The organism is Streptomyces sannanensis (assembly GCF_039536205.1).
GTDB classification, from domain to species: Bacteria; Actinomycetota; Actinomycetes; order Streptomycetales; family Streptomycetaceae; genus Streptomyces; species Streptomyces sannanensis.
Map to the genome: position 1 here is coordinate 6209822 of NZ_BAAAYL010000001.1, position 25146 is coordinate 6234967.

The window sequence follows — 25146 nt, forward strand, 5'->3', positions numbered from 1 at the left end:
CGCGACGTCAGCGCGCGTCCGCCACCCGGAAGCGGAGCCCGGCCGCCCGTAGCCGGTCCAGCAGCGCATCGCCCATCGCGACGGCCGGGGTGACCTGGCCGGCGGTCGGCCGCAGTTCGTCGAAGGCCAGGCAGAGCACCGACTCGGCCAGAATTTTCGCCGTCTCGTCATAGCCGGGGTCTCCGCCCGACACCTCGGTGAACACCCGGCGGCCGCCGCCCTCGCCCACGAAGCGCAACGAGAACCAGCTCCGGGCGCGCCGCTCGGCGCTGGGGCCGCGGCCCGGTTCGTAGCGGTTCATCAGCCATCGCCGGGCGGCCGGAAGTTGGGCGACGGCGAGGGCGCCGCCCGCGGCCGCCGCGCCGCCGATCGCCATGGGCAGCCACTTCACCGCTGCGTAGTGCCGGTAGCGGAAGTCCGGACCGTACCGGCGCAGGGCGCCCGCCGAGCGGGTCACGATCTGCGGGTCGAGGGTCGGCAGCGGCAGCGCCCAGACACCGGTCTCCCGGCTGAAGCGCGGGGCGCCGAGCGGGGCGCGGGCCCGCCGGCCCGCCGGCCGGGGTTCGTACAGCCGCCGCTCCTGCGCGGCGCGCAGGGCCGGCAGCCCCCTGCTCATCACGGTCAGCGCGGAGGCGAGAGTGCCGCCGGAGAAGGCGGCGTTGGAGCGTACGAAACCGTCGACGCGCAGCGGTACGTCCTCGGGAAGCTGCTGCACCGTGAAGTACACGCCGAGGTCGTGCGGGACCGAGTCGAAGCCGCAGGCGTGCACGATCCGGGCCCCCGTCTCGCGGGCCCGAGCGTCGTGCCGGACGAACATGAGGTCCACGAACTCGGGTTCACCGGTCAGATCGGCGTAGTCGGTACCGGCCTCCGCGCAGGCGGCGACGAGCGCCTTGCCGTACCAGATGTACGGGCCCACGGTGGTGGCCACCACACGAGTGGACTCGGCGAGGGCGCGCAGCGCATCGGGGTCCTCCGCATCGGCGAGGACCAGGGGCAGTGCGGCGCAGTCCGGATTGATGCCGGCGAGCCGCTCGCGCAGCCGCTCCAGCTTCTGCGGATTCCGGCCCGCCAGGGCCCACTGGCACCCTTCCGGCACATGCGCGGCGAGGTACTCGGCAGTGAGGGTGCCGACGAAGCCCGTCGCTCCGAAGAGCACCACATCGTATGCGCGTTCTGCGCTGTTCTGCCTGGCCACCTTGGTCCTCCGCCGACGATCCCACGCTGTTGCCGGTGGCCGAGGCTAGCGTGAGATCGGACGCACCGCGCGAGAAGGGGAGCGCTGCGGTCGGAAAGGTTTGCCGGGGGTTCGCGGCTCCCCCAGCTACCTCCCCCCAGCTACCGCTGGGGGAGCGTCGCGAGCCGGTGAATCTTTCCGGTCACAAGCACTGAGGTCAGACGAGCAGCCGGGTGCGCAGCACCCCGACCAGGTCGTCGTCGACGTCGAGACGGGCTTCGGCGTAGCCGCGCAGGGAGCCGTACTGCTCATTGATGCCGTCGAGGAAGAGTCGCATGATCTCGGCGGGCGCCTGGCCGTAGCCGGGCCAGCGCGGAGACCGGCCGGGGTGGTCCGCCTTCCAGTCGGCGATGAGCCGGTCCGTGGCGAGCCCGGTGAGGGCGAAGTCGGCGATGATGTCGTCCTCGGAGACTCCGACCAGGCCGAGGATCAGGGCTGCGACCAGACCGGTCCGGTCCTTGCCCGAGGCGCAGTGGAAGACCAGTGGAGCCTCGGTGTCGGCTGCGATGACTTCCAGGGTCTGCCGCAGCTCTTTGATTCCGTCGTGGGCGACTTCGTCGAAGCGGTCGGCGAGATAGCGGCCCACCGGCACCTCGGGCCCGAGTGCCTCCTGGTCGTAGGGACGGTGCTCGATGCTCAGGTTGTGGTAGGTGAGGCCCTCGTACTCGGGTACCCGGCCCTTGGCCTCGATCTCCCAGGGGTAGCGCAGGTCGATGACGGTGCGGATGCCGAGGGCCAGAAAGCGGTCCAGGTCGGCGCCGCTCAGTTTGCCCAGCGAGTCGGACCGGTAGAGGAGGCCGGGGCGCGTCGTACGGTCGTCGTGTGTGCGATAGCCGCCCAGATCGCGGAAGTTGTGCAGACGCTCGAACGCCATGTGTCTCTTCACGCGAGAACTCTAGGACAGGAAAAGACCAAGCGCTTGCTTGTTCCGGGGACTTGTGCCCAGTGGAACACGTTCTTAACATCGCTGATGTTACATCGGTTGTGTCACAGTGCAGGGGGCGTGATGGCAGGGACGGAGAGCGGTCCGCTCGACGGAGTCCGGGTGGTCGAACTGGCGGGCATCGGGCCCGGTCCGTTCGCCGCCATGCTCCTGGCCGACCTCGGCGCCGATGTCGTGAGGGTCGACCGGCCGGGCGGCGCCGGGCTCGCCATCGATCCGGCCTACGACCTCACCAACCGCAACAAACGCTCGGTAATCGTCGATCTGAAGTCCGAGGACGGGCCGGCGCACGTTCTCGATCTGGTCGAACGGGCGGACGTACTGATCGAGGGGTACCGTCCGGGCGTCGCGGAACGCCTCGGCGTCGGCCCGCGGGAGTGTCTCGCCCGCAATCCGAAGCTGGTCTACGGGCGGATGACCGGCTGGGGTCAGGAAGGCCCGCTCGCCCAGCGGGCCGGACACGACATCGGCTACATCGCCATCACCGGCACCTTTGGCATGATCGGAAAATCGGATGAACCGCCCACTGTTCCCGCCAATCTGGTCGGCGACTACGCAGGAGGCTCGCTCTATCTCGTCATCGGCATCCTGGCCGCACTCCAGCACGCCCGTACGCCCGGCGGCACAGGGCAGGTGGTCGACGCGGCGATCGTGGACGGTGCCGCCCATCTCGCCACGATGATCCACGGAATGATGGCCGCCGGCGGCTGGCAGGACCGGCGCGGGGTCAATCTGCTGGACGGCGGATGCCCCTTCTACGGTGCCTACGAGACTGCGGACGGGCAGTACATGGCGGTCGGGGCGTTGGAGCAGCAGTTCTCCACCGAGTTCGTACGGCTGCTCGGCATCGAGGACGAGATTCCGGCCCTCCCTCAAGCTCTCGGCTTCTCCCTCAAGCTCTCGGCTTCTCCCCCAAGCTCTCGGCTTCGCTCGAGCAGGGGGGACCCCCACGAGCAGGGGGGACCCCCACGAGCAGGGGGGACCCCCACGAGCAGGGTGGACCCCCACGAGCAGGAGGGACTCCCATGCGCAGGGGGAACCCCCATCGATTTCGCCCGCTGGGGTGAACTGCGCGCCGCTATCGCCGCCCGCTTCCGCACCAGGACCCGCGCCGAGTGGACCGCCGTCTTCGAGGGCTCCGACGCCTGCGTGGCGCCGGTGCTCTCGCTGCGCGAGGCCCCCGCGCATCCGCACCTTGCCGCCCGCGGCACCTTCACGGAGTACGGCGGGATCACCCAGCCGGCGCCCGCGCCGCGGTTCTCCGCGACCCCCGGATCGGTGCGCCGCCCGCCCGCCCGGCCGGGCGCGGACACCGCGGAAGTCGCCCGCGACTGGGGCGTACCGGGCATCGCCGAGGACAGCGAAGGCTGAAGGGGGCCGAGTTGAAGCGTCAGATCTTCACCGCGGAGCACGAGGCGTTCCGCGAGACCGTCCGCGCCTTCCTTGCCAAGGAGGTCCTGCCGCACTACGAGCAGTGGGAGAAGGACGGCATCGTCTCGCGCGAGGCCTGGCTGGCGGCCGGCCGGCAGGGCCTCCTCGGGCTCGCCGTCCCGGAGGAGTACGGAGGCGGTGGCAATGACGACTTCCGCTACAGCGCGGTACTGGCCGAGGAGTTCACCCGTGCCGGTGCCCCCGGGCTCGCGCTCGGACTGCACAACGACATCGTCGGGCCGTATCTGACGGACCTGGCGAACGAGGAGCAGAAGCGGCGTTGGCTGCCCGGCTTCTGCAGCGGTGAGACCGTCACCGCCATCGCGATGACCGAGCCGGGCGCCGGCTCCGATCTCCAGGGCATCCGCACCACGGCCGAGGACAAGGGCGACCACTGGTTGCTCAACGGATCCAAGACCTTCATCTCCAACGGCATCCTCGCCGATCTGGTGATCGTCGTCGCGAAGACCACCCCCGAGGGCGGCGCCCACGGGCTGTCCCTGCTCGTCGTCGAGCGTGGCATGGCGGGCTTCGAACGCGGGCGCAACCTCGACAAGATCGGCCAGAAGTCCCAGGACACCGCGGAACTGTTCTTCGACGACATACGCGTGCCCAAGGAGAACCTGCTCGGCGAACCGAACGGCGCCTTCGGCCATCTGATGACGAACCTTGCGCAGGAGCGGCTGAACATCGCGGTCGCGGCGATCGCCGGGGCCGAGTATCTGCTGGAGATCACCACCCGGTACGTCAAGGAGCGCGAGGCATTCGGGCGGCCGCTGTCCAAGCTCCAGCACATCCGCTTCGAGATCGCGGAGATGGCCACCGAGTGCACGGTCACTCGGGCGTTCCTCGACCGATGCATAGTCGATCATTCGAACGGGGAACTCGACGCCGTTCACGCCTCGATGGCCAAGTGGTGGGCCACCGAACTGCAGAAGCGGGTCGCCGACCGCTGCCTCCAGCTGCACGGCGGCTACGGCTACATGACCGAATACCGGGTCGCCAAGGCCTTCACCGACGGCCGCATCCAGACGATCTACGGCGGCACCACCGAGATCATGAAGGAGATCATCGGCCGCTCCCTGCTCGCCTGACTCCGCCCCACTCTCCCTGAAAGGCTGCTGTCTTGAGTACCGAAGCGTATGTGTACGACGCGATCCGCACCCCGCGCGGACGTGGCAAGGCCAATGGTGCCCTGCACGGCACCAAGCCGATCGACCTGGTCGTCGGGCTGATCCATGAGATCCGGAACCGCTTCCCCGGACTCGACCCGGCCGCGATCGACGACATCGTGCTCGGCGTCGTCGGCCCGGTCGGCGACCAGGGATCCGACATCGCCCGCATCGCCGCCGTCGCGGCGGGCCTGCCCGACACCGTCGCCGGCGTCCAGGAGAACCGCTTCTGCGCCTCCGGTCTGGAGGCCGTCAACCTGGCCGCCGCCAAGGTCCGTTCCGGCTGGGAGGACCTGGTGCTGGCGGGCGGCGTCGAATCGATGTCCCGGGTGCCGATGGCGTCCGACGGCGGCGCATGGTTCGCCGACCCGATGACCAACTTCGCCGTCGGCTTCGTTCCCCAGGGCATCGGCGCCGACCTCATCGCCACCATCGAGGGAATCTCGCGGCGCGATGTCGACGAGTACGCCGCCCTCTCCCAGGATCGGGCCGCCGCCGCCTGGAAGGACGGCCGCTTCGACCGGTCCGTCGTCCCCGTCAAGGACCGCTCCGGACTGGTCGTTCTCGACCACGACGAGCACATGCGTCCCGGCACCACCGCGGACTCTCTCGCCAAGCTCAAGCCGTCCTTCGCCGACATCGGCGACCTGGGCGGATTCGACGCCGTCGCCCTGCAGAAGTACCACTGGGTCGAGAAGATCGACCACGTCCACCATGCGGGCAACTCCTCCGGCATCGTGGACGGCGCCTCGCTGGTCGCCATCGGTTCGAAGGAGGTCGGCGAGCGCTACGGACTGCGGCCGCGCGCCCGTATCGTCTCCGCCGCGGTTTCCGGATCCGAGCCGACCATCATGCTGACCGGGCCCGCCCCCGCCACCCGCAAGGCGCTCGCCAAGGCAGGGCTGACCATCGACGACATCGATCTGGTCGAGATCAACGAGGCCTTCGCGGCGGTCGTGCTGCGTTTCGTACGGGACATGGGCCTGTCCCTCGACAAGGTCAACGTCAACGGCGGGGCCATCGCCCTGGGGCACCCGCTCGGCGCCACCGGCGCGATGATCCTCGGCTCGCTCATCGACGAGCTCGAGCGCCAGGACAAGCGGTACGGCCTCGCCACGCTCTGCGTCGGCGGCGGCATGGGTATCGCCACGATCGTCGAGCGTCTCTGACCGCCCGTCCAACCCCCGTTACGGAGAAGCCAGAATGAGCGAGTCCAGCACGATCCGCTGGGAGAAGGACGAGACCGGAGTCGTCACCCTCGTCCTCGACGACCCCAACCAGTCCGCCAACACCATGAACCAGGCCTTCAAGGACTCCATCGCGTCGATCGCCGACCGCGTCGAGGCCGAGAAGGACTCCATCCGCGGCATCATCTTCACCTCCGCCAAGAAGACCTTCTTCGCGGGCGGCGACCTCAAGGAGATGATCCGGCTCCGCCCGGAGCAGGCCCAGCTCGCCTTCGACACCGGCACGGGGATCAAGAGCTCGCTGCGCCGTATCGAGACCCTCGGCAAGCCGGTCGTCGCTGCCATCAACGGTGCGGCTCTCGGCGGTGGTTACGAGATCGCCCTCGCCTGCCACCACCGCATCGCCCTCGACGCCCCCGGCTCCAGGATCGGCCTGCCGGAGGTCACCCTCGGCCTGCTGCCGGCGGGCGGCGGCGTCACCCGCACCGTACGGCTCATGGGCATCACCGACGCACTGCTCAAGGTGCTGCTCCAGGGCAACCGGTACAACCCGCGGCGCGCCCTCGAGAACGGCCTGGTCCACGAGATCGCCGCCACCCCCGAGGAGATGCTGGCCAAGGCCCGTGCCTTCATCGATGCCAACCCCGAGTCGCGGCAGCCCTGGGACGTGCCCGGCTACAAGATCCCCGGCGGTACTCCGGCCAACCCCAGGTTCGCCGCCAACCTGCCCGCCTTCCCGGCCAACCTGAAGAAGCAGCTGAACGGCGCCCCGTACCCGGCGCCGCGCAACATTCTCGCCTGCGCCGTCGAGGGCTCCCAGGTGGACTTCGAGACCGCGCTGGTCATCGAGGCCCGCTACTTCACCGAGCTGGTCACCGGACAGACCGCCAAGAACATGATCCAGGCGTTCTTCTTCGACCTCCAGGCCGTCAACTCCGGCAGGAGCCGCCCCCAGGGCATCGAGCCGTGCCAGGTCCGCAAGGTCGCCGTCCTCGGCGCCGGCATGATGGGTGCGGGAATCGCCTACTCCTGCGCCCGAGCCGGTATCGAGGTCGTCCTCAAGGACGTCTCCCAGGAGGCCGCCGACAAGGGCAAGGCGTACTCCGAGCAGCTGCTCGCCAAGGCGCTCTCCCGGGGCCGTACGACCGAGGCGGAGCGCGACGCACTGCTCGCCCGGATCACGCCGACCGCCGACCCCCAGGCCCTCGCCGGCTGTGACGCGGTGATCGAGGCCGTCTTCGAGGACACCGCGCTCAAGCACAAGGTCTTCCAGGAGATCCAGGGCATCGTCGCGCCGGACGCACTGCTCTGCTCCAATACCTCCACCCTTCCCATCACCGTCCTCGCCGAGGGCGTGGAGCGGCCGGCCGACTTCATCGGGCTGCACTTCTTCTCGCCGGTGGACAAGATGCCGCTGGTCGAGATCATCAAGGGCGAGCGGACCGGCGACGAGGCGCTGGCCCGCGCCTTCGACCTGGTCCGCCGGATCAAGAAGACCCCGATCGTCGTCAACGACTCCCGGGGCTTCTTCACGTCCCGTGTCATCGGCCGGTTCATCAACGAGGGCGTGGCGATGGTCGGCGAGGGGGTCGAGCCCGCCTCGGTCGAACAGGCCGCGGCACAGGCCGGCTACCCCGCCAAGGTGCTCTCCCTGATGGACGAGCTGACCCTCACCCTGCCGCGCAAGATCCGCAACGAGACGCGGCGCGCGATCGAGGAGGTGGGCGGGAGCTGGACCGCTCACCCCGCGGACGTGGTCATCGACCGGATGGTCGACGAGTTCGGCCGTACCGGCCGCAGCGGCGGCGCGGGCTTCTACGACTACGCCGACGGCAAGCGCGCAGGTCTCTGGCCGGGGCTGCGCGAGCACTTCGGCGGGCCGAACGGGGACGTCCCCTTCGAGGACATGAAGGAGCGGATGCTCTTCTCGGAGGCGCTGGACACCGTGCGCTGCTTGGAGGAAGGCGTGCTGACGTCGGTCGCCGACGCCAACATCGGTTCCATCCTGGGTATCGGCTTCCCCGGCTGGACCGGCGGTGTACTCCAGTACATCAACGGCTACGAAGGCGGCCTGCCGGGCTTCGTGGCGCGAGCACGTGAACTCGCCGAGCGCTACGGCGAGCGCTTCGACCCGCCCGCGCTGCTGCTCCGGAAGGCCGAGCGGGGCGAGACCTTCACCGACGCATAACGGCGTCGGCGCGGGCCGCGTTCCGGGGCGTCCTCATTCCGCCTCGAACGCGGCTCGCAGCTCCTCCCGCAGAGACCTCTGGAAAGCCGTCACCAGCGCCTGGATCACCATCGGCTGCATATGGGCCGACAGCGACTTCATCGCCGCGACGTGATCGGGGTCCGACTCGCGTTCCCGGTACGGACCCCACACCTCTTCACGGAAGAGACGGGAGAGCTCGTGCGCCGCCGACCTGGCGTGCTCCAGCAGGACCGTACGGGAGGCGAGGATCGTCTCGTGCTCGATCGGTACGTCCAGCAGCTCCACGCCGAGCCGCAGCAGCCCGACGTCCAGCCGGAACACGTCCGGGGCGCCCTTGCGGTCCAGTACACCCATCGCTGCGAGCCGGGCGACGTCCTGGTCCGAGAGCGGCCGCCCGGCCCGGCGCTCCAGTTCCGCCCGGGTGATGTCCTCCGCAGACTCGGGAGCCCACGAGGCCACCAGCGCACGGTGGATGGCCAGGTCATGCGCGCTCAGACCGGGCGGCAGCTGCTCCAGGTACCGTTCGATGGCTGCCAGCGTCATGCCCTGGTGCTGGAGTTCCTCGATGAGCGCCAGCCGGGACAGGTGCTCGGACCCGTAGTGCCCGACCCGGCGCGGACCGATGACGGGCGGCGGCAGCAGCCCGCGGGTGCTGTAGAAGCGGATGGTGCGCACGGTCACTCCGGCGCGCGCGGCCAGTTCGTCGACCGTCAGAGTCGGCTCCTGGGCTTCCGTCGCCATTGCCGGTCCTGCCTTCCGCTGCCGTGCGTCGGTCCGATGCAACAGTATTGCTGTCTCACCACTCCTGTGAAAGTCTCCGCCGAGCTGATCGAGCAGCTTTGCGCACAGCCCTGATTGTCAGTGGCGGCCCGTACGGTGATGGCATGTCGGAGATCAGGTATGTGCGGGGGGACGCCACCGCGCCGCAGGGCAAGAGCGTCAAGCTGATCGCGCACGTCTGCAACGACCTGGGCGGCTGGGGCAAGGGCTTCGTGCTGGCGATATCGCGGCGCTGGCCCGAGTCCGAGACGGCCTACCGGCGCTGGCACCGCGAGCGCGCCGGAAACGACTTCGGGCTCGGCGCGGTGCAGTACGTCCGGGTGGAGCCGCACGTCTGGGTCGCCAACATGATCGGCCAGCACGGGATACGGACCGGCAGCAAGGGCGTGCCCGTGCGGTACGAGGCGATCGGCACCGCGCTCGGATCGCTCGCCGACAAGGCCGTCGAGTCGGGGGCGTCCGTCCATATGCCCCGTATCGGCTGCGGACTGGCGGGCGGACAGTGGTCGCGTGTCGAGCCGCTGATTGCCGAGCGGCTGCTGAGTCGTGGGATATCCGTGACGGTGTACGACTACGACAAGTAGTACGGCGGGCCGGGACCCGAGAGGTCCCGGCCCGCCCGGTCGGCCGCGGGATCAGCGGCCGACCGCCACCGGGCAGTGGTGTTGGCGGTTGCCATACTGGACACCCGGGAACCGGGCACCGGGCCCGGTCGCCGACACAGGGAGCCGCAGCATGCAGCAGGACCCCGAGCCGCCGCCGCCCGGCGGAGTGCTGTGGAGCGTCGCCGGGGACATCCGAGCGCTGCTGATGCTGCCCCCCGCGCTCACCATGCAGGTCGCCCACCCGGCGATCGGCGCGGGCGTGGACCAGCACTCGGTCTTCCGTACCGACCCCTGGGGGAGAGGGGAACGCTCGGTGCGCTCGGTGCTGCTGTGGGTGTACGGCGGCGAGGCGGCCGTGGACGAGGGCCGCAGGCTGCGCCGGCTGCACAGGACCATCCAGGGCACCGACACCCGTGGCCGCAGCTATCACGCGCTGACCCCGGCCTACTACTCCTGGGTGCACGCCACCGGCTTCCCCGTCTACCGGAACGGCTGCCGCTATCTGGTGCGACCGCTCACCGAGGCGCAGGAGAGGCAGCTGTACCGTGAATGGCTCATGGTCGGCCGCGTCCTGGGCATCAACGACCGGGACATGCCGCAGACCCTGGAGGATTTCTGGCCCTACTACCGCAAGGTGCTCGCCGACGAACTGGAGCAGAACGCCGTCGTCCGGGAGCTGGTCGCCCTCGACGTGAAGCTGCCGGCGCCGGACACCGGCCCGCTGCCGCTCAGGCCGGTGCTGCGGGCACTGTGGCCCGTACTGCTCCCGCTGTTCTTGCGCTTCCGCCGCTTCGTCACCGTCGGGCTGATGCCGCCCGAGGCGCGCGAGGCGATAGGCCTGGAATGGACCGAGAGGCAGGAGCGCCGGCTGCGCCGCTTCTGCGGAGTTGTGCGGCACGTGGTGCCCGTACTCCCCGAGCGGCTGCGCTACCTGCCGCCGGCGCGTGAGGCCCGGGCACGACACCGAACCTCACGTGCCGTCTGAACCACACAGGCGGTCAGTGACCACGCCCGGGGTGATCACCGTGGTCGTGGACCGTGTTCGTCGCGGCGATCTTCTTCCACGACCTGGGCTGTACCCGCGCCTTCGCCGCGGTCGCGGAGATGCCCGCCTCGGCGGGTGCGGCAGGCTTCGACGGGGTGAACAGCCAGGTGTCGAAGAGCGCCCCGAGGTCTTTGCCCGAGACCTTCTCGGCGTACGCGATGAAGTCGGCCACACTGACGTTGCCGCCGGCGTTCACGGTCGGCCAGCCCTTCAGGATCGCGAAGAAGTCCTTGTCGCCGATCTCGTTGCGCAGGACCTGGAGGGCCAGCGCGCCGCGGTCGTAGACGGCGATGTCGAACTGGTTCTCGGGGCCCGGGTCGCCCGGCTTCACGGTCCAGAACGGGTCGATGTCCGTGTCACCCGTGTGCTCGGCGTACACCCAGTCGGCGAGCTCCTGAGCGGTGCCCTCGCCCTCCTTCTCCGACCACAGCCACTGGGCGTACCGGGCGAAGCCCTCGTTGACCCAGATGTCCTTCCAGTCCTTGACCGAGACGCTGTCGCCGTACCACTGGTGGGCCAGTTCATGGACGACCACGGAGACGTTCGCGCCGTTGCGGAACTGGCGGGTGCCGTAGAACGGCCGGGTCTGGGTCTCCAGCGCGAAACCGGGGGTCCCGTTCGGGACGTAGCCGCCGAGCGCGTTGAAGGGGTACGGGCCGAAGATCTCCTCCAGCCACTCGGCGACCTCGGTGGTGCGCTCGACGCTCGCCCGTGCCGCGCCGTCGTCGTCCCCGAGGTCCTTGCTGTACGCGTTGAGGACCGGCACTCCGTTCGCGGTCGTGTCGGTGGTGATGTCGAATTCGCCGACCGCGAGGGTGGTCAGATACGGCGCCTGCGGCTTGTTGGAGCGCCAGTTGAAGCGGGTCCAGCCCAGCTGTGAAATCTCCGACTGCAGTACGCCGTTGCTGATCGCCTGAGTGCCGTCCGGCACCAGGACGGACACGTCGAAGGTGGCCTTGTCCAGCGGGTGGTCGTTGCTCGGGAACCACCACACCGCCGACTCGGGCTCCCCGGCGGCGACAGCGCCGTCCGGGGTGCGGAGCCAGGCGGTCCAGCCGTCGATCTCCAGCTCGGACGGCTTGCCCGCGTAACGGACCACCACACTGAAGGACCCGCCTTCCGGCAGCGGGGCGGCCGGGGTGACCTCCAGCTCGTGGACGCCGGAGGTGCTGAACTCCGCCTTCCGGCCGTTGACCCGGACCTCGCTGACCTTCAGTCCGAAGTCGAGGTTGAAGCGCGAGAGGTCCTGCTCGGTGGTGGCGAGGATGGTCGCCGTGCCCTCCAGCAGGTCGGTCGTCGGCTGGTACTTGAGCCGGAGGTCGTAGTGGGATACGTCGTATCCGCCGTTGCCGCTGGCCGGGTAGTAGCTGTCGCCGATGCCGGGCGCGCCGGGAGAGAAGCTTGCGGCCGATGCCGGGATCGCCAGCAGCAAGGACGTCGCGAACACGCTCGGGGCGAGGAATCTGCGGTGCACGGATGCTCCAAGTCGTCAGGACGGATGACCTGTTCGGACCTTATTCGGCCGCTGCCTTCTCAGTTGTTTCCATGGCCACGTCTGTCACACGATCGTCATGGGATCGACATGCGACACTGCGCTCCTTTTGGTTGACTTCTTCCTCCGACTGCACTCTTTTGCGCGAGAGTTGACCGGAGTAACTTCCAGCCCCATGCCGATGTGTTCACGGAGAACCCTCCCCCGAGCTCTGGGCTTCGCCAGGGCAGGGGGGACCCCCATGACGTACAGATCGCTCGTGACCACCGTGGTGGCAGCCCTGGCCGCGGTGCTGTTCACCCCGGCCGGCGCCGCCCAGGACGCCCCGCTCGTCCCCGCCGGCCACCGTCTCGCTCCGATCGTCGCCGGCACCGACAGAAACCTCATCGAGCCGCCGGACACCCGGCCCACGCTCACCCTCGACCTGGCAGGCAGCTCCGCGCGGCTGCCGCTGGCAGGCGGCGCCGCGGCGTTCGCCGGTGCCACCTCGTGAAGCGCGCACAGGATCGCCCCCCACATCGCACATCCGTCCGGCGTGGCCGAGCCGCGCAAGGCCCACCCGCTTCCGGGAGACAGCAACTGATGAAGACCCGTATCCGGTCCGTACGCACCCTCGCATTCGGCATAACCGCGGCAGCCCTCGTCGTGCCTCTGGTCGGGGTGCCCGCACAGGCGGCCCCCACCTCGCCCCTCACCGGCTTCGAACTCAGCGGCGGCGCGCGCTGGACCAGCCAGCCGGAGGAGCAGGAGCTGCTGGCAGCCGCCGACCGGGCGAGCGACCAGGTGTCCGTCAGCCGTATCGGCACCACCAAGCAGGGCCGCCCCCTGCAACTCGTCCGCATCGGCGCCACCCATCGCACCCAGAACACGGTGCTGCTCATCTGCAGCCAGCACGGTGACGAACCGGCAGGACGCGAAGCCTGTCTCACCCGGATCCGCGACCTCGCCCACAGCAAGGACGAGGCCACCCAGCGCTTCCTGAACCGCACCACCCTGCTCGTCGTCCCGACCGCCAACCCCGACGGCCGCGCCGCCGACACCCGCGGCAACTCGGACGGCATCGACATCAACCGCGACCACATCGCCCTGAAGACGGCGGAAGCCCGGGCCATGGCCGCGGTCATCCGCGACCACCAGCCCGACATCATCTACGACCTGCACGAGTACGGAGCCACCCCGCCCTACTACGACAAGGACCTGACCGACCTCTGGCCGCGCAATCTCAACACCGACGCGCGCGTGCACAAGGAGGCCCAGGGCCTCTCCGGCGACTATGTACGCGCCCAAGCCCACAGCGCCGGGTTCAACACCGGCGACTACGGCATCTGGACCGACCCGGCCACCGGTGAGCCCGTCCGGCAGGTCGCGGGCGACGGCCAGGAGCGCATCCTGCGCAACGCCTCCGGCGTCAAGCACGCCATCGGACTGCTCATCGAGAGCCGGGTGAACCCGAAGACCGACGCGGAGAAGGCCGACCCGGCTCTGAACAACCGGCGCCGGGTGTCCTCCCACCTTGCCGCGCTGAAGGGGACGTTCGCCTTCGCGGACGAGCGGCTCGGCCCGATCACCGCGGCCACCCACGGGGCACGCGCCGCCGGCCTCGCCGACCGGGGCCCGGTCTATCTCGGAGGTGCGGACAACGCACCCGCGACCCTCGACCAGACGCTCCAGAACCCGCCCTGCGGCTACCGGCTCACCGCCGCGCAGTACGAGGACGTCAAGGACGAACTCGCCCTGCACGGCGTCATCGTGAACCCGGCCGTCGACGGAACGGCGTTCGTCCCGCTGCGCCAGTCGCTGCGGGCGCTGGTCCCGCTGCTGCTGGACCCCAGGGCGTCGTACGAGCTCACCGCGGCCCAGCCCGTCGAACACTGCTGAAAGCTCCGCCCGGAGCGGCGGCGCGGCCCGTGCCTCAGCGCACCAGCCGCGCCGCCGTCTCCGCGCACCCCCAGGCGACCGTGACCCCGGCGCCTCCGTGTCCGTAGTTGTGCACCCACAGGGCTCCCGACGGCCGCCGCTCCGCCTCCAGCCGGACCCCTCCGTCCCGTGCCGGGCGCAGGCCCACCCGGTGATCCAGCACACGGGCACCCGCCACCTCGGGGCGGATCCGGGCACAGCGCTCCACGATCGCGGCGGCCGTCGCGGGATCCGGCACCAGGTCCCACGCGTCCTCCTCCGCGGTGCCGCCGAGCACCAGCCCGTACGGGTGCGGGAGCAGGTAAGAGGTCTCGGACGAGGTCCGACCCGCCGCCACGAACCACTCGTCGACCCCCGGATTCTCGACGATCACCAACTGGCCGCGCACCGGCCGCATCCCGGTGTCCGGCACCAGCGTGCGGGCGCCGAGCCCTGAGCAGTTGACGACGACAGTCCCGACCGCGTCGAGATCCGTGACCGTTCGCAGCTCCAGCACACCGCCCGCCGACTCCAGCCGTCGCCGCAGATACCGCAGATGAACCGGCATGTCGATGAGCGGGAGCCGGGCCCGCAGCCCGTGTCCGTACGACCGAAGCTCCTGCGTGGTCGCCTCGCGCAACTCCGGCACCGCCGCCCCCCAGGGACCGAGTGCCGAGAGGGCTGTTTCCGCCATGACGCCGGGCACGAGGCGTACGCCCGTCTCCTCGGGGTCCTTCGCCAGCTCCTCGTAAACCCGGAGCGACGCGAGTGACCAGTCGCCCACCAGTTCCTCCGGTTCGATGCGGTACGGCCACCACAACCCGCCGGCCACCGCCGAGGTGGTCGCTTCCGGTTCCTCCCGGCTCCATATCCGCACCTGGTGACCGTGCTCCGCGAGAACCACGGCCGTGCTCAACCCGATGACTCCGCCACCCACCACGTCGACTTGAGTGCTCATGACGGGACCGTAGCGGAATGAGCGATGCCGTGCTCACATCAGGTCATGGGTGGGGATACTCACCCCATGTCTGCCGAATACGCGACCTTCGCCCTGGCTCCCGCCATGCGAGCCGGTGCGGTACTCGCCAATGGCACCTACCAAGTGCACCGGGATTTCCTGGACTTCATCGTCGACGGCCGACCGCTGCTGTTCCAGCTCTCCGATCTCGACGCGGTGTCGCCACTCGCCTCCGACGTGCCGCCCGCCATCTTCACCTCGCACGTAAGACGACTGCTCCTGGAGACGGAGGCCCCCCTGGACGGCGGGCGCTACATCATCTACGGCTGCCCGGAGTGCGAGACCCTCGAGTGCGGCGCGGTCACCGCCGTCATAGAGCGCTCCGGGGACGATGTGGTGTGGCGGGACTTCGCCTGGCAGACCGATGAACACGCCGACCTGGAACTCAACGGCTACCACGGCATAGGTCCGTTCCGCTTCCGCGGCGACCAGTACCGTGCCGCGCTCGGAGGTCTCCTGGACGACGCCTCGTCCGAGGACGAAGCCCCGGCCCGCCGCCGGGTCCTGCTCGTCGGCGCGCGCGTCGCCGTCCTCGCGAAGCTCGCGGCGGCCCTGCGGACCATCGGCATCGGCGCCGAGATCACCCACGACGCGGGCAGCGCGCCGCCCGAGGAACTGCGTACCTACGGAGCGGTGGCCTTCGGACGCGCGGTGGGGGAGGAGGAACGAGCCGCCGTGAAGGAGGCGTTCGCCCGGGCCGGCGCCGATGTCGCCTATGTCGAAGGGCTGGCGCCCATTGTCCCGCTGCTGGTCGCGCAGGTCGAGCACGCCCTGGACCGCAGCCCCCTGGAGCAGCGCCGCTTGACCAGGCTGATCGCGGCGGACGACGAGGCGGGCGTGGAGGTGACCTCCACCTGCAGGGTGCAGCTGATGGCGTACCGGCTCGACCGGCTGTACCGCACACATACCCAGGAGGTGTTCGACGGCGTACTCGAACCGGGCAAGCACCGCATCGCCCTGGACCCCCGGGCGGTCAAGGGCCAGTCCTTCCTCGTGGCCCGCACGACGGGGAGTGTGCTGGTGGCCCCGATGCTGCGGTGAGCTTCGCGCCGGCGGAGCTTGCGCTGACGCGGCACGCCTGGGCCGGGTGACGTCCCACGTTGCGTGGGCCGGTGTGTCCGTCCTCAAGCTCCCCCAGCTACTACCGCTGGGGGTGCCCCAGAGGCGCCCCCAGGACGGGCTTGGGGTGGTTGCTGCCGGTTGCCGGGTGCGAGGCGCTGACGCGCGCCACGCGCTGGTTGCCGGTCTCCGTCCAGTTGGCCGGTGTGTCCGTCCTCAAGCTCCCCCAGCTACTACCGCTGGGGGTGCCCCCAAAGGTGCCCCCAGGACGGGCTTGGGGGCGCTGCCGGTTGCCGGTGGCCGTTCCGGGGATACCGTCCGGGCCGGGCATGCTGTGCTTTCCGGGGCGTGACATCAGCGGCTGCGCCGCGGGCCCCGGACCCCGGTACGCCGTGCGCTCTCGTGGTCCGTGGAGTCGACCGGCACGTTCGCGCGTCACACATCACGTTTTACGGCCCGGACGGCACCCCTGCACGGCCCTCTTTACACGCCACCGGTTCGGTTGTGGGCGGGCCGCAACCGGGTCGGGACGCACCCCGTAAAATCGGCCACCTTATGACCGCAACCCTCGTCGCCAAGGAACTCGCCGCAGGCCACGGCGACCGCTCGCTCTTCTCCGGTCTCGACCTCGTCGTCGCACCCGGCGATGTGATCGGCCTCGTCGGCGCCAACGGCGCAGGCAAGTCCACGCTGCTTCGGCTGCTCGCCGGGCTCGACACCGCCGAGCACGGCGGGATCACGCTCTCCCCGCCCACGGCGGTGGTGGGCCACCTGCCCCAGGAGCCCGACCGGCGTCCCGGAGAGACGGTACGGGCCTTCCTGGCCCGGCGCACCGGAGTGGCCGCCGCCCAGCATGCCCTCGACGAGGCCACCCAGGCCCTCGTCGACGGCGCGCCCGGCGCCGACGACGCGTACGCCGTCGCCCTGGAGCGCTGGCTGGGGCTGGGCGGCGCCGACCTGGACGAGCGCGCCGAGGAAACCGCCGATTCGCTCGGCCTCGCCGTCGGCCTCGACCAGCCGATGACCTCGCTCTCCGGCGGCCAGGCGGCCAGGGTGGGCCTTGCTTCGCTGCTGCTGTCGCGCTATGACGTCTTTCTGTTGGACGAGCCGACGAACGACCTGGACCTGGACGGCCTGGAGCGCCTCGAGGCATTCGTCTCCGGTCTGCGCGCCGGCACGGTCGTCGTGAGCCACGACCGCGAGTTCCTCACCCGTACCGTCACCAAGGTCCTGGAACTCGATCTCGCCCAGCGCCGGATCAACCTCTACGGTGGCGGCTATGCGGCCTACCTGGAGGAGAGGGAGACCGCCCGTCGGCACGCCCGCGAAGGGTTCGAGGAGTACGCCGACAAGAGGGCCGCCCTCGAGTCGCGCGCCCATACGCAACGGGCCTGGATGGACAAGGGCGTCAAGAACGCGCGGCGCAAGGCGCACGACAACGACAAGAGCGGCCGCAAGTTCCGCAGCGAGGCGAGCGAGAAGCAGGCCGCCAAGGCGCGACAGACCCAGCGCATGATCGAACGGCTCGAGGTCGTCGAGGAGCCCCGCAAGGAGTGGGAGCTGCGCATGGAGATCGCGGCGGCCCCTCGCTCCGGCGCGGTCGTCGCCACCCTGCGCGACGCCGAGATCCGCCGCGACGGCTTCACCTTCGGCCCGGCGAACCTGCAGATCGACTGGGCCGACCGGGTGGCCATCACCGGCGCCAACGGCGCGGGCAAGTCCACGCTTCTGGGCGCACTGCTCGGCCGCATCCCGCTGCACGCAGGCGAGGCCACTCTGGGCTCGGGCGTCGTCGTCGGCGAGGTCGACCAGGCCCGCGGGCTCTTCCTCGGCCCCGAGTCCCTGCTGGACGCCTTCTGCGCAGCCGTTCCCGACACGGAACCGGTCGACGTCCGTACTCTCCTGGCCAAGTTCGGACTCAGCGCCGACCACGTCCTGCGTCCCGCGGTGACCCTCTCCCCGGGCGAACGCACGCGTGCCGCGCTCGCCCTGCTCCAGGGCCGGGGCGTCAACCTGCTGGTCCTCGACGAGCCGACGAACCATCTCGACCTGCCGGCGATCGAGCAGCTGGAATCGGCCCTCGACTCCTATGAGGGCACGCTGCTGCTGGTCACCCATGACCGCCGCATGCTCGACGCGGTCCGCACGACCCGCCGCATCGAGGTCGCGGCCGGGAAGGTCACCGAGCACTGAGCCACTGTCAGTGCCTCTCTCCAGCCTGCGGAGCATGGAAGACGTCGACACCCTGATCCAGCTGCTGACCGACCTCGGATCGGACTTCGACGAGGTGCAGGCCGTCACCGAGGCACTGTCCGCCTCGGGGACCGGACGCTGGTCCCACGGCTGGAGGCCGAGTTGGGAGCCGCCCTGGACAAGGGCGACTTCCACGCCCGCGGCATGCTCGCCGCGGTCCTGACCGGCATAGCGGGCGCCGATGTCCTGCCGACGCTGTTGCGGACCTCGGCCCGTGACCTCGGCGACGACCAGGACTCCCTGCAGACGGAGATCGTCGAGCTCGTCGAATCGGACCGGGCCGTGGCCAGGGCGGCGATCCTCCTGCTGGTGACCGACGAGGACCCGGAGCCATGGGCCACGGGGGTCCGGGCGCTGGACAGGGCTGGGCACTCGCCGGGCGGGCTCGATGTGAGCCCGCCCGGCGGGAGCGAACGGCTCAGCGCTTCTTCGGGTCCAGCAGGCCCGCCCTGCGCAGGGCGTCGGCCATCGCGCCGTTGGCCGGGGGCGCCTGGCGGTCGCCGCCGGCGCGCTGGTCGCGGCCGCGTCGCTGCTGCGGCGGACGGCCCCGCTCGCCGCGTTCACGCTTCGGTGCGCCGCCCTGCGTGGACGCCTCGTCGTCCAGTCGCAGCGTCAGCGAGATGCGCTTGCGCGGAATGTCGACATCGAGGACCTTGACCTTCACGATGTCGCCGGGCTTGACGACTTCCCGCGGGTCCTTGACGAAGTTCCGGGACATCGCCGACACGTGCACCAGACCGTCCTGGTGGACGCCCACGTCCACGAAGGCGCCGAAGGCGGCCACATTCGTGACGACGCCCTCCAGTACCATGCCCGGCTCCAGGTCGCCGATCTTCTCCACGCCCTCCTTGAAGGCCGCCGTCCTGAAGGCGGGACGCGGGTCGCGGCCCGGCTTCTCCAGCTCCTTGAGGATGTCCGTGACCGTGGGCAGACCGAAGGTCTCGTCCACGAAGTCGTCTGCCCGCAGCGAGCGCAGCACCGAGGTGTTGCCGATGAGCGCGGCGACATCGCTGCCCGCCGTCTTCACCATCCTGCGCACCACCGGGTACGCCTCGGGGTGCACGCTGGAGCCGTCCAGCGGATCGTCGCCGCCGCGGATGCGCAGGAAGCCCGCGCACTGCTCGTAGGCCTTCGGCCCGAGCCGCGTGACGTTCTTGAGCTCCTTCCTGGACCGGAAGGGGCCGTTGGCGTCCCGGTGCGCGACGATGTTCTCGGCGAGCCCGCCGCTGATGCCGGAGACCCGTGAAAGCAGCGGAGCGGACGCGGTGTTGACGTCGACACCGACACCGTTCACACAGTCCTCGACGACCGCGTCCAGCGAGCGCGACAGCTTCACCTCGGAGAGGTCGTGCTGGTACTGGCCGACGCCGATCGACTTGGGGTCGATCTTCACGAGCTCGGCGAGCGGGTCCTGCAGGCGCCGGGCGATGGAGACCGCTCCGCGCAGCGACACGTCGAGTCCGGGCAGCTCCTGCGAGGCGAAGGCGGACGCCGAGTACACGGACGCGCCCGCCTCGGACACCATGACCTTGGTGAGCTTCAGCTCGGGGTGCTTGCCGATGAGTTCAACGGCGAGCTTGTCCGTCTCGCGGGACGCCGTGCCGTTGCCGATGGCGACCAGCTCGACCTCGTGCTCCTTCGCCAGCCGGGCCAGCTTGGCGAGGGACTCGTCCCACTTGTTCTGCGGGACGTGCGGGTAGATGACGTCGGTGGCGACGACCTTGCCGGTCGCGTCGACGACGGCGACCTTCACGCCGGTACGGAAGCCGGGGTCGAGGCCCAGCGTGGCGCGGGTGCCCGCGGGCGCGGCGAGCAGCAGGTCGCGGAGGTTCGCGGCGAAGACGCGCACCGCCTCGTCCTCGGCGGCGGTCCGCAGCCGCGTCCGCAGGTCGATGCCGAGGTGCACCAGGATCCGGGTGCGCCAGGCCCAGCGGACGGTATCGCCCAGCCACTTGTCGCCGGACCGGCCCCGGTCGGCGACTCCGAAGCGCCGGGCGATCAGACCCTCGTACGTCGAGGGCCCCTCTGCCGGCTCCTCCGGCTCCAGGACGAGGTCGAGGACCTCCTCCTTCTCGCCGCGCAGCATCGCCAGCACCCGGTGCGAGGGCAGCTCGGTGAAGCCCTCGGTGAAGTCGAAGTAGTCGGCGAACTTGGCGCCCGCCTCCTCCTTGCCCTCGCGGACCTTCGCGGCCAGCCGGCCCCGGGTCCACATCCGCTCGCGGAGCTCGCCGATGAGGTCGGCGTCCTCGGAGAAGCGCTCGGTGAGGATCGCCCGGGCGCCCTCCAGCGCGGCCGCGGGGTCCGCGACGCCCTTGTCGGCGTCCACGAACGCGGCGGCGGCCGCGAGGGGCTCCACGGTGGGGTCGCCGAGGAGCCCCTCGGCCAGCGGCTCGAGGCCGGCCTCACGGGCGATCTGCGCCTTGGTCCGCCGCTTGGGCTTGAACGGCAGATAGACGTCCTCGAGCCGGGCCTTGGTGTCGGCCGCCCGGATCTGCGCCTCCAGGGCCTCGTCCAGCTTGCCCTGTTCGCGTACGGATTCCAGGATCGCCGTCCGCCGGTCCTCCAGCTCCCGCAGATACCGCAGCCGCTCCTCGATGGTGCGCAGCTGCGCGTCGTCGAGGGTTTCGGTCGCCTCCTTGCGGTAGCGGGCGATGAACGGCACGGTCGCACCGCCGTCGAGCAGCTCGACGGCGGCCTTCACCTGCCGCTCCCGTACGCCGATTTCCTCGGCGATCCTGCCTTCGATGGACGTCGTCACGGTTTTCCCGACTCGCCTTCTCGTACTGCCTGTGGTCAGGCTGCATTCTGCCGGGTGACGGGGTGCCGTGTCGCGCGTCCCCCTCGTGCCCTCAGCCCTTGTCGTTCAGGTGGCGGGAAAGGCGCCCGCGGCCAGCGCCGTCATCATGAACCCGTGCCCCAGTTCGGTGAGGCGTTCGACGCCTGCCACGCCGAGGTGTTCGTACGGGGCGAGGTCCAGCCGGTCGGTCTCCTCCTCGAGCTCCCGGCGCGACTCCCGCCTCGGTCAGCTCGCCCTCGCTGTCCAGTACGGAGTGAAGGGCGGAGCCGGACGACGGAACGGAGGGCAGGAAAGGTGGGTTCTTCGTCATTGCGGCCATCCACGGGACCGCGAAGGATGAAGGGCATGACGAAGCGATCCGTGCTCGTCGTCCTCTTCGACGACGTCCAGAGCCTCGACGTCACCGGCCCGGTGGAGGTGTTCGTCGGCGCGTCGGAGAGCCTGCCCCACCCTGGCGGTTACGAGATCCGTACCGCCTCGCTCGGCGGCGCTCCGGTGCTTACCTCCAGCGGGCTCCGGATCGTTCCGGACGGCTCCCTCGAGGACGCTCCGGCCCCGCACACCCTGCTCGTTCCGGGCGGGGAGGGCGTCGGCCGGCCCGACCCGCGGCTGGTCGACCGGCTGCGCGCGCACGCTTCGCGCGCGGAGCGGATCGTCTCCGTCTGCACGGGTGCTTTCCTGCTTGCCGAGGCCGGCCTGCTCGACGGACGCAGGGCGACCACGCACTGGGCGTACTGTGACCGTCTCGCCAGGAAGCACCCGGCGGTCGACGTCGACCCGGACCCGGTCTTCGTGCGCGACGGCGAGGTCGTTACGTCGGCGGGGGTCACCGCGGGCATCGACCTCGCGCTCGCCCTGGTCGAGGAGGACCTGGGCCGTGAGGTGGCGGACCAGATCGCACGCCATCTCGTCGTCTTTCTCCGACGGCCCGGCAACCAGGCGCAGTTCAGCGCCCAGCTGGCCGCGCAGACCGCGAAGCGCGAACCGCTGCGGGAGGTCCAGCGCTGGATCGCCGAGCACCCCGGAGGCGATCTGTCGGTCGAGTCGCTCGCCGTGCGGGCCCGGCTCTCGCCCCGGCACTTCGCCCGCACCTTCCGCTCCGAGACCGGCATGACACCGGGCAGGTATGTCGAGCGTGTGCGTCTCGAGCACGCACGGCGTCTACTGGAGCACACAGGCGACGGCGTCCAGGAGATCTCCCGTGCCTGCGGTTACGGCACGCCCGAGGCGATGCGCCGCGCCTTCGTCAGAACGCTGGGCTCGGCCCCGACCGAGTACCGGCGCCGCTTCCGTCCACTGGACATCGGTTGAAAGGCAGCTCATGCAGATCGCGATCGCGCTCTACCCCGGCTTCACCGCACTCGACGCGGTGGGTCCCTACGACACGCTCAGCAGGCTCCCCGGCGCCGAGACGGTCTTCGTCGCCGAGCAGCCCGGACCCGTGCGCAATGACAGCGGCAGTCTCACGCTCCTGGCGGACAAGGCGTTCGACGAGGTGCCCCGGCCCGACATCGTGATCGTCCCGGGCGCCCCGCCGGTGGCCCTGGAGTCGCTGCTGAAGGGCGGCCCGCTGCTCGACTGGCTGCGGGCCGCCGACATCACCACCACCTGGACGACCTCCGTGTGCACCGGATCCCTGCTGCTCGGGGCGGCCGGGCTGCTTTCGGGCCGCAGGGCCACCTCGCACTGGCTGGCCCTCGACCGTATTCGTCACTTCGGCGCGGAGCCGACCGGCGAGCGGGTCGTCGTCGACGGCAAGTACGTCACCGCGGCCGGGGTTTCGTCGGGCATCGACATGGGCCTGACGCTGTCCGGGAAGATCGCGGGCGATCAGCACGCCCAGACGGTACAGCTGATGATCGAATACGACCCGCAGCCGCCGTACGACGCAGGCTCGCCGGAGAAGGCCCCGGCCGACATCGTGGCGCACTTCAGGACGAACGGCTTCCCTGAGTAGTGGTCCAGGTGAAGTGCGGCGCCCTGCGCTCCAGAAAGGCGGCGACCCCCTCCTCGGTGTCGCCGCCCGGCTGCGCCTGGGCCCGTGCCTGCTCCGCCCAGTAGCCGTCTCGGTCGGTCAGGCCCGCCGCGAACTCCTTCACCGCGGCCTGGGTGAGCTGTGAGCGCGAGGCCAGGACACGGGAGAACTCCGCGACCCGCTTGTCCAGTTCGCCCACGGGCAGCAGCTCGTCGACGAGGCCCGTGCGCAGTGCCCGCCGCCCGTCGATCAACTCGGCCGAGAACAGCAGGTACTTGGCGGTGGCCGGCCCCACCAGCTCCACGAGGCGCCGGGTGGACGACGACGCGTAGACGATCCCGAGCTTCGCGGGCGTGATCCCGAAGTACGAGCCTTCCTCCGCGAAGCGCAGATCGCAGGCCGCGGCCAGCTGGCAGCCGCCGCCGACGCAGTAGCCGCGCACGGCCGCGAGCGTCGGCTTGGGGAAGGCCGCGAGCGCCTCCTCGGCCCGTACTGCCAGATCGCGCGGCTTCTGGCCGGGGCCGGGAGAGCGCAGCGAGGTGATGTCGGCGCCCGCGCAGAAGGTTTCCCCGTCACCCGTCAGTATCAGTGCCCGTACGGCGGGGTCGGCGGCCAGAGTGCCGAGGAGGGGCGGCAGCGCGCGCCACATGGCCGTGGTCATGGCGTTGCGTTTCGCGGGATGGCTGATGACGACGGTGGCGATGCCGTCCGCGACGGTGTGCTTCAGCTGCGGCTCCATGCGCCGGATGCTATCCGGGCAGGCCAAACCTATGATCGGAAAGGGGGTTGGAAGCGCGGCAGAGGAGGCGCTGATGGCCCGCACCGCTCATCGGACCCGTCCCGACCACGAGCGCAGCAAGCTCAACAGACAACTGACCGTGCTGGTGCTGCTCGGCGGGATTCTGGTGGCCTGTGGGCTGCTCGGGCTCATCTACACCGGCCTGGCCACGCTCACCTCGATGCTGCTCTTCGGCTGGCTGCTGCTGATCGGCGGTGTGGTCGGCCTGCTGCACGCGGTGCAGTCGCGCGGTGAGAACTTCTTCTGGCTCGCGCTCGTGGTGGCCGCGCTGAATCTGGCGGCCGGTGTGATCGTGATCCTGCATCCGCACGGAACCGCGGAGGCACTCACCATGTTCGCCGCCCTGCTCTTCCTCTCCGGAGGTGTCTTCCGGCTGGTGGGCGGTCTGATCGTGAGGGGGCCGCAGCTCGGCTGGACCCTGGTGCAGGGAGCGTTCGGCATCTTGCTGGGCGTGCTGGTGCTCGCCCACTGGCCCGAGAGCAGCCGGTACGTCCTGGGTGCCCTCTTCTCACTCTGGCTGCTCTTCGACGGTCTCGGACTGATCGCGATCGGCACCGGTGGCCGCAGAATCGTTCGGCTTGTCGCGGATACCGACATGGCGCCAAAAAAGAATCAGGGTCCGTCAGTGAGCTGACACGATCGGAAGGCCCCGGGCAAAGGGCATCGATAACCGCAGACTTGCGTGCAGCTATGCGGTCCGGACCAAATCGTTCCCAACACTCGACGTGTGGTGACAACCGAGCACGAGGGTGGGTACCGGAATATGGAGATCTGCGGGAGTGTCCCACCCGACCACGCACCGGCCCGGCCACTGTCGTACGAAGGTGTCTGGCGTTTCACGGCTCCCGCGGCCGAAGCCTCCGTCCCGCAGGCCCGTCACGCCGTACGCGACCTGCTCCACCGGCAGGGCGTACCGGCGCACGACGATCTGATCCACGGTCTGCTGGTGATCGTCTCCGAGCTGGTCACCAACGCGGTGCGCCACGCCGCCCTGCTCTCACCCGAGGTCGCCGTGGAGGTGGCGGTCGGCGCCGAGTGGATCAGGGTGTCGGTCGAGGACAATCACCCCTACCGGCCCAAGGCGCTGGAGACCGACTACGACCGGGCCGGCGGACGCGGTCTGTTGCTCGTACGCGAGATCACCCGCGAGGCCGGCGGGGTGTGCGACGTGGAACAGACCGCGAACGGAGGCAAGATCGTGTGGGCCGCGCTGCCGCTCGGCCCACACGGCGCGAGGCCGCTGTAGGG

Annotated in this window: 22 protein-coding genes and 1 pseudogene; 15 read left to right on the top strand and 8 right to left on the bottom strand. The window is 70.3% G+C overall.

Features of this window, described 5'->3' with window-relative positions; genetic code table 11:
• Positions 1 to 7 precede the first annotated feature (7 nt).
• Together ABD858_RS28940 and ABD858_RS28945 are read right to left on the bottom strand one after the other, a co-directional pair.
• Complete coding sequence (locus ABD858_RS28940; RefSeq protein WP_345042964.1) at positions 8 to 1198, bottom strand: saccharopine dehydrogenase family protein; 1191 nt, start codon at positions 1196 to 1198, stop codon at positions 8 to 10.
• A 196-nt stretch (positions 1199 to 1394) separates the two neighbouring features.
• Positions 1395 to 2123 carry a tyrosine-protein phosphatase gene (locus tag ABD858_RS28945; protein WP_345042967.1) on the bottom strand — a complete coding sequence of 243 codons (729 nt, stop codon included), beginning with the start codon at positions 2121 to 2123 and terminating at the stop codon, positions 1395 to 1397.
• A gap of 120 nt (positions 2124 to 2243) precedes the next feature.
• Here ABD858_RS28945 and ABD858_RS28950 point away from each other — a divergent pair, with 120 nt between their 5' ends.
• Genes ABD858_RS28950 through ABD858_RS28965 form a run of 4 tightly spaced genes read left to right on the top strand, consistent with a single transcriptional unit; the run spans position 2244 to position 8158 of the window.
• Positions 2244 to 3551: a CaiB/BaiF CoA transferase family protein gene (locus tag ABD858_RS28950; RefSeq protein WP_345042969.1), complete on the top strand. Its 1308-nt coding sequence runs from the start codon at positions 2244 to 2246 to the stop codon at positions 3549 to 3551.
• Between the two features lie 11 nt (positions 3552 to 3562).
• Positions 3563 to 4705: an acyl-CoA dehydrogenase family protein gene (locus tag ABD858_RS28955; RefSeq protein ID WP_345042972.1), complete on the top strand. Its 1143-nt coding sequence runs from the start codon at positions 3563 to 3565 to the stop codon at positions 4703 to 4705.
• Positions 4706 to 4737: 32 nt separating this feature from the next.
• Positions 4738 to 5952: an acetyl-CoA C-acetyltransferase gene (locus tag ABD858_RS28960; protein WP_345042974.1), complete on the top strand. Its 1215-nt coding sequence runs from the start codon at positions 4738 to 4740 to the stop codon at positions 5950 to 5952.
• Positions 5953 to 5986: 34 nt separating this feature from the next.
• Positions 5987 to 8158 carry a 3-hydroxyacyl-CoA dehydrogenase NAD-binding domain-containing protein gene (locus tag ABD858_RS28965; protein ID WP_345042976.1) on the top strand — a complete coding sequence of 724 codons (2172 nt, stop codon included), beginning with the start codon at positions 5987 to 5989 and terminating at the stop codon, positions 8156 to 8158.
• A gap of 33 nt (positions 8159 to 8191) precedes the next feature.
• Here ABD858_RS28965 and ABD858_RS28970 read toward each other — a convergent pair whose 3' ends face one another.
• Positions 8192 to 8920 carry a MerR family transcriptional regulator gene (locus tag ABD858_RS28970; RefSeq protein WP_345042978.1) on the bottom strand — a complete coding sequence of 243 codons (729 nt, stop codon included), beginning with the start codon at positions 8918 to 8920 and terminating at the stop codon, positions 8192 to 8194.
• A gap of 143 nt (positions 8921 to 9063) precedes the next feature.
• Between ABD858_RS28970 and ABD858_RS28975 the strand changes: the two genes are divergently transcribed.
• Positions 9064 to 9543, top strand: a complete 480-nt coding sequence (locus ABD858_RS28975) for a macro domain-containing protein (RefSeq protein WP_345042981.1) — start codon at positions 9064 to 9066, stop codon at positions 9541 to 9543.
• A gap of 151 nt (positions 9544 to 9694) precedes the next feature.
• Positions 9695 to 10549 (top strand): oxygenase MpaB family protein, encoded by an 855-nt coding sequence (locus ABD858_RS28980; protein WP_345042983.1) that lies wholly within the window; start codon positions 9695 to 9697, stop codon positions 10547 to 10549.
• A gap of 13 nt (positions 10550 to 10562) precedes the next feature.
• On the opposite strand, the gene ABD858_RS28985 is transcribed toward ABD858_RS28980, so the two are convergent.
• Complete coding sequence (locus ABD858_RS28985; RefSeq protein WP_345042985.1) at positions 10563 to 12083, bottom strand: M1 family metallopeptidase; 1521 nt, start codon at positions 12081 to 12083, stop codon at positions 10563 to 10565.
• Between the two features lie 259 nt (positions 12084 to 12342).
• Between ABD858_RS28985 and ABD858_RS28990 the strand changes: the two genes are divergently transcribed.
• The gene (locus ABD858_RS28990; RefSeq protein WP_345045116.1) at positions 12343 to 12594 is read left to right on the top strand and encodes a hypothetical protein; all 252 of its coding nucleotides are present in this window, start codon (positions 12343 to 12345) and stop codon (positions 12592 to 12594) included.
• An 89-nt stretch (positions 12595 to 12683) separates the two neighbouring features.
• Positions 12684 to 13979, top strand: a complete 1296-nt coding sequence (locus ABD858_RS28995; protein WP_345042988.1) for a M14 family metallopeptidase — start codon at positions 12684 to 12686, stop codon at positions 13977 to 13979.
• A 34-nt stretch (positions 13980 to 14013) separates the two neighbouring features.
• Here ABD858_RS28995 and ABD858_RS29000 read toward each other — a convergent pair whose 3' ends face one another.
• A complete protein-coding gene (locus ABD858_RS29000; protein WP_345042990.1) occupies positions 14014 to 14955 on the bottom strand; it encodes an FAD-dependent oxidoreductase in 942 nt (313 codons plus the stop codon).
• A 66-nt stretch (positions 14956 to 15021) separates the two neighbouring features.
• Here ABD858_RS29000 and ABD858_RS29005 point away from each other — a divergent pair, with 66 nt between their 5' ends.
• The 3 genes from ABD858_RS29005 to ABD858_RS29015 all read left to right on the top strand — a co-directional run bounded on the left by ABD858_RS29005 (position 15022) and on the right by ABD858_RS29015 (position 18490).
• Entirely contained in the window at positions 15022 to 16056 is a 1035-nt protein-coding gene (locus ABD858_RS29005) for an oxidoreductase (RefSeq protein WP_345042993.1), read from the top strand.
• Positions 16057 to 16629: 573 nt separating this feature from the next.
• On the top strand, positions 16630 to 18267 hold the full coding sequence (locus ABD858_RS29010) for an ABC-F family ATP-binding cassette domain-containing protein (RefSeq protein ID WP_345042995.1): 1638 nt from the start codon (positions 16630 to 16632) through the stop codon (positions 18265 to 18267).
• A 34-nt stretch (positions 18268 to 18301) separates the two neighbouring features.
• Positions 18302 to 18490, top strand: coding sequence for a hypothetical protein (locus tag ABD858_RS29015; protein ID WP_345042997.1), 189 nt, complete (start codon positions 18302 to 18304; stop codon positions 18488 to 18490).
• Between the two features lie 255 nt (positions 18491 to 18745).
• On the opposite strand, the gene ABD858_RS29020 is transcribed toward ABD858_RS29015, so the two are convergent.
• Both ABD858_RS29020 and ABD858_RS29025 read right to left on the bottom strand, forming a co-directional pair.
• Complete coding sequence (locus ABD858_RS29020) at positions 18746 to 21085, bottom strand: Tex family protein (RefSeq protein WP_345042998.1); 2340 nt, start codon at positions 21083 to 21085, stop codon at positions 18746 to 18748.
• A gap of 105 nt (positions 21086 to 21190) precedes the next feature.
• Positions 21191 to 21374 (bottom strand): annotated as a pseudogene (locus ABD858_RS29025) (helix-turn-helix domain-containing protein); the annotation flags it as partial.
• A gap of 95 nt (positions 21375 to 21469) precedes the next feature.
• On the opposite strand from ABD858_RS29025, the gene ABD858_RS29030 reads away from it, so the two are divergent.
• Entirely contained in the window at positions 21470 to 22435 is a 966-nt protein-coding gene (locus ABD858_RS29030) for a GlxA family transcriptional regulator (protein WP_345043000.1), read from the top strand.
• Positions 22436 to 22445: 10 nt separating this feature from the next.
• Positions 22446 to 23081 (top strand): DJ-1/PfpI family protein, encoded by a 636-nt coding sequence (locus ABD858_RS29035; RefSeq protein ID WP_345043003.1) that lies wholly within the window; start codon positions 22446 to 22448, stop codon positions 23079 to 23081.
• Here the strand turns inward: ABD858_RS29035 and ABD858_RS29040 are convergent.
• Positions 23056 to 23838: an enoyl-CoA hydratase/isomerase family protein gene (locus ABD858_RS29040; protein ID WP_345043005.1), complete on the bottom strand. Its 783-nt coding sequence runs from the start codon at positions 23836 to 23838 to the stop codon at positions 23056 to 23058. The genes ABD858_RS29035 and ABD858_RS29040 overlap by 26 nt on opposite strands.
• Positions 23839 to 23911: 73 nt before the next feature.
• Between ABD858_RS29040 and ABD858_RS29045 the strand changes: the two genes are divergently transcribed.
• Together ABD858_RS29045 and ABD858_RS29050 are read left to right on the top strand one after the other, a co-directional pair.
• Entirely contained in the window at positions 23912 to 24532 is a 621-nt protein-coding gene (locus ABD858_RS29045) for an HdeD family acid-resistance protein (protein WP_345043007.1), read from the top strand.
• A 129-nt stretch (positions 24533 to 24661) separates the two neighbouring features.
• Positions 24662 to 25144: an ATP-binding protein gene (locus ABD858_RS29050; protein ID WP_345044978.1), complete on the top strand. Its 483-nt coding sequence runs from the start codon at positions 24662 to 24664 to the stop codon at positions 25142 to 25144.
• The last annotated feature ends 2 nt before the right edge of the window (positions 25145 to 25146 follow it).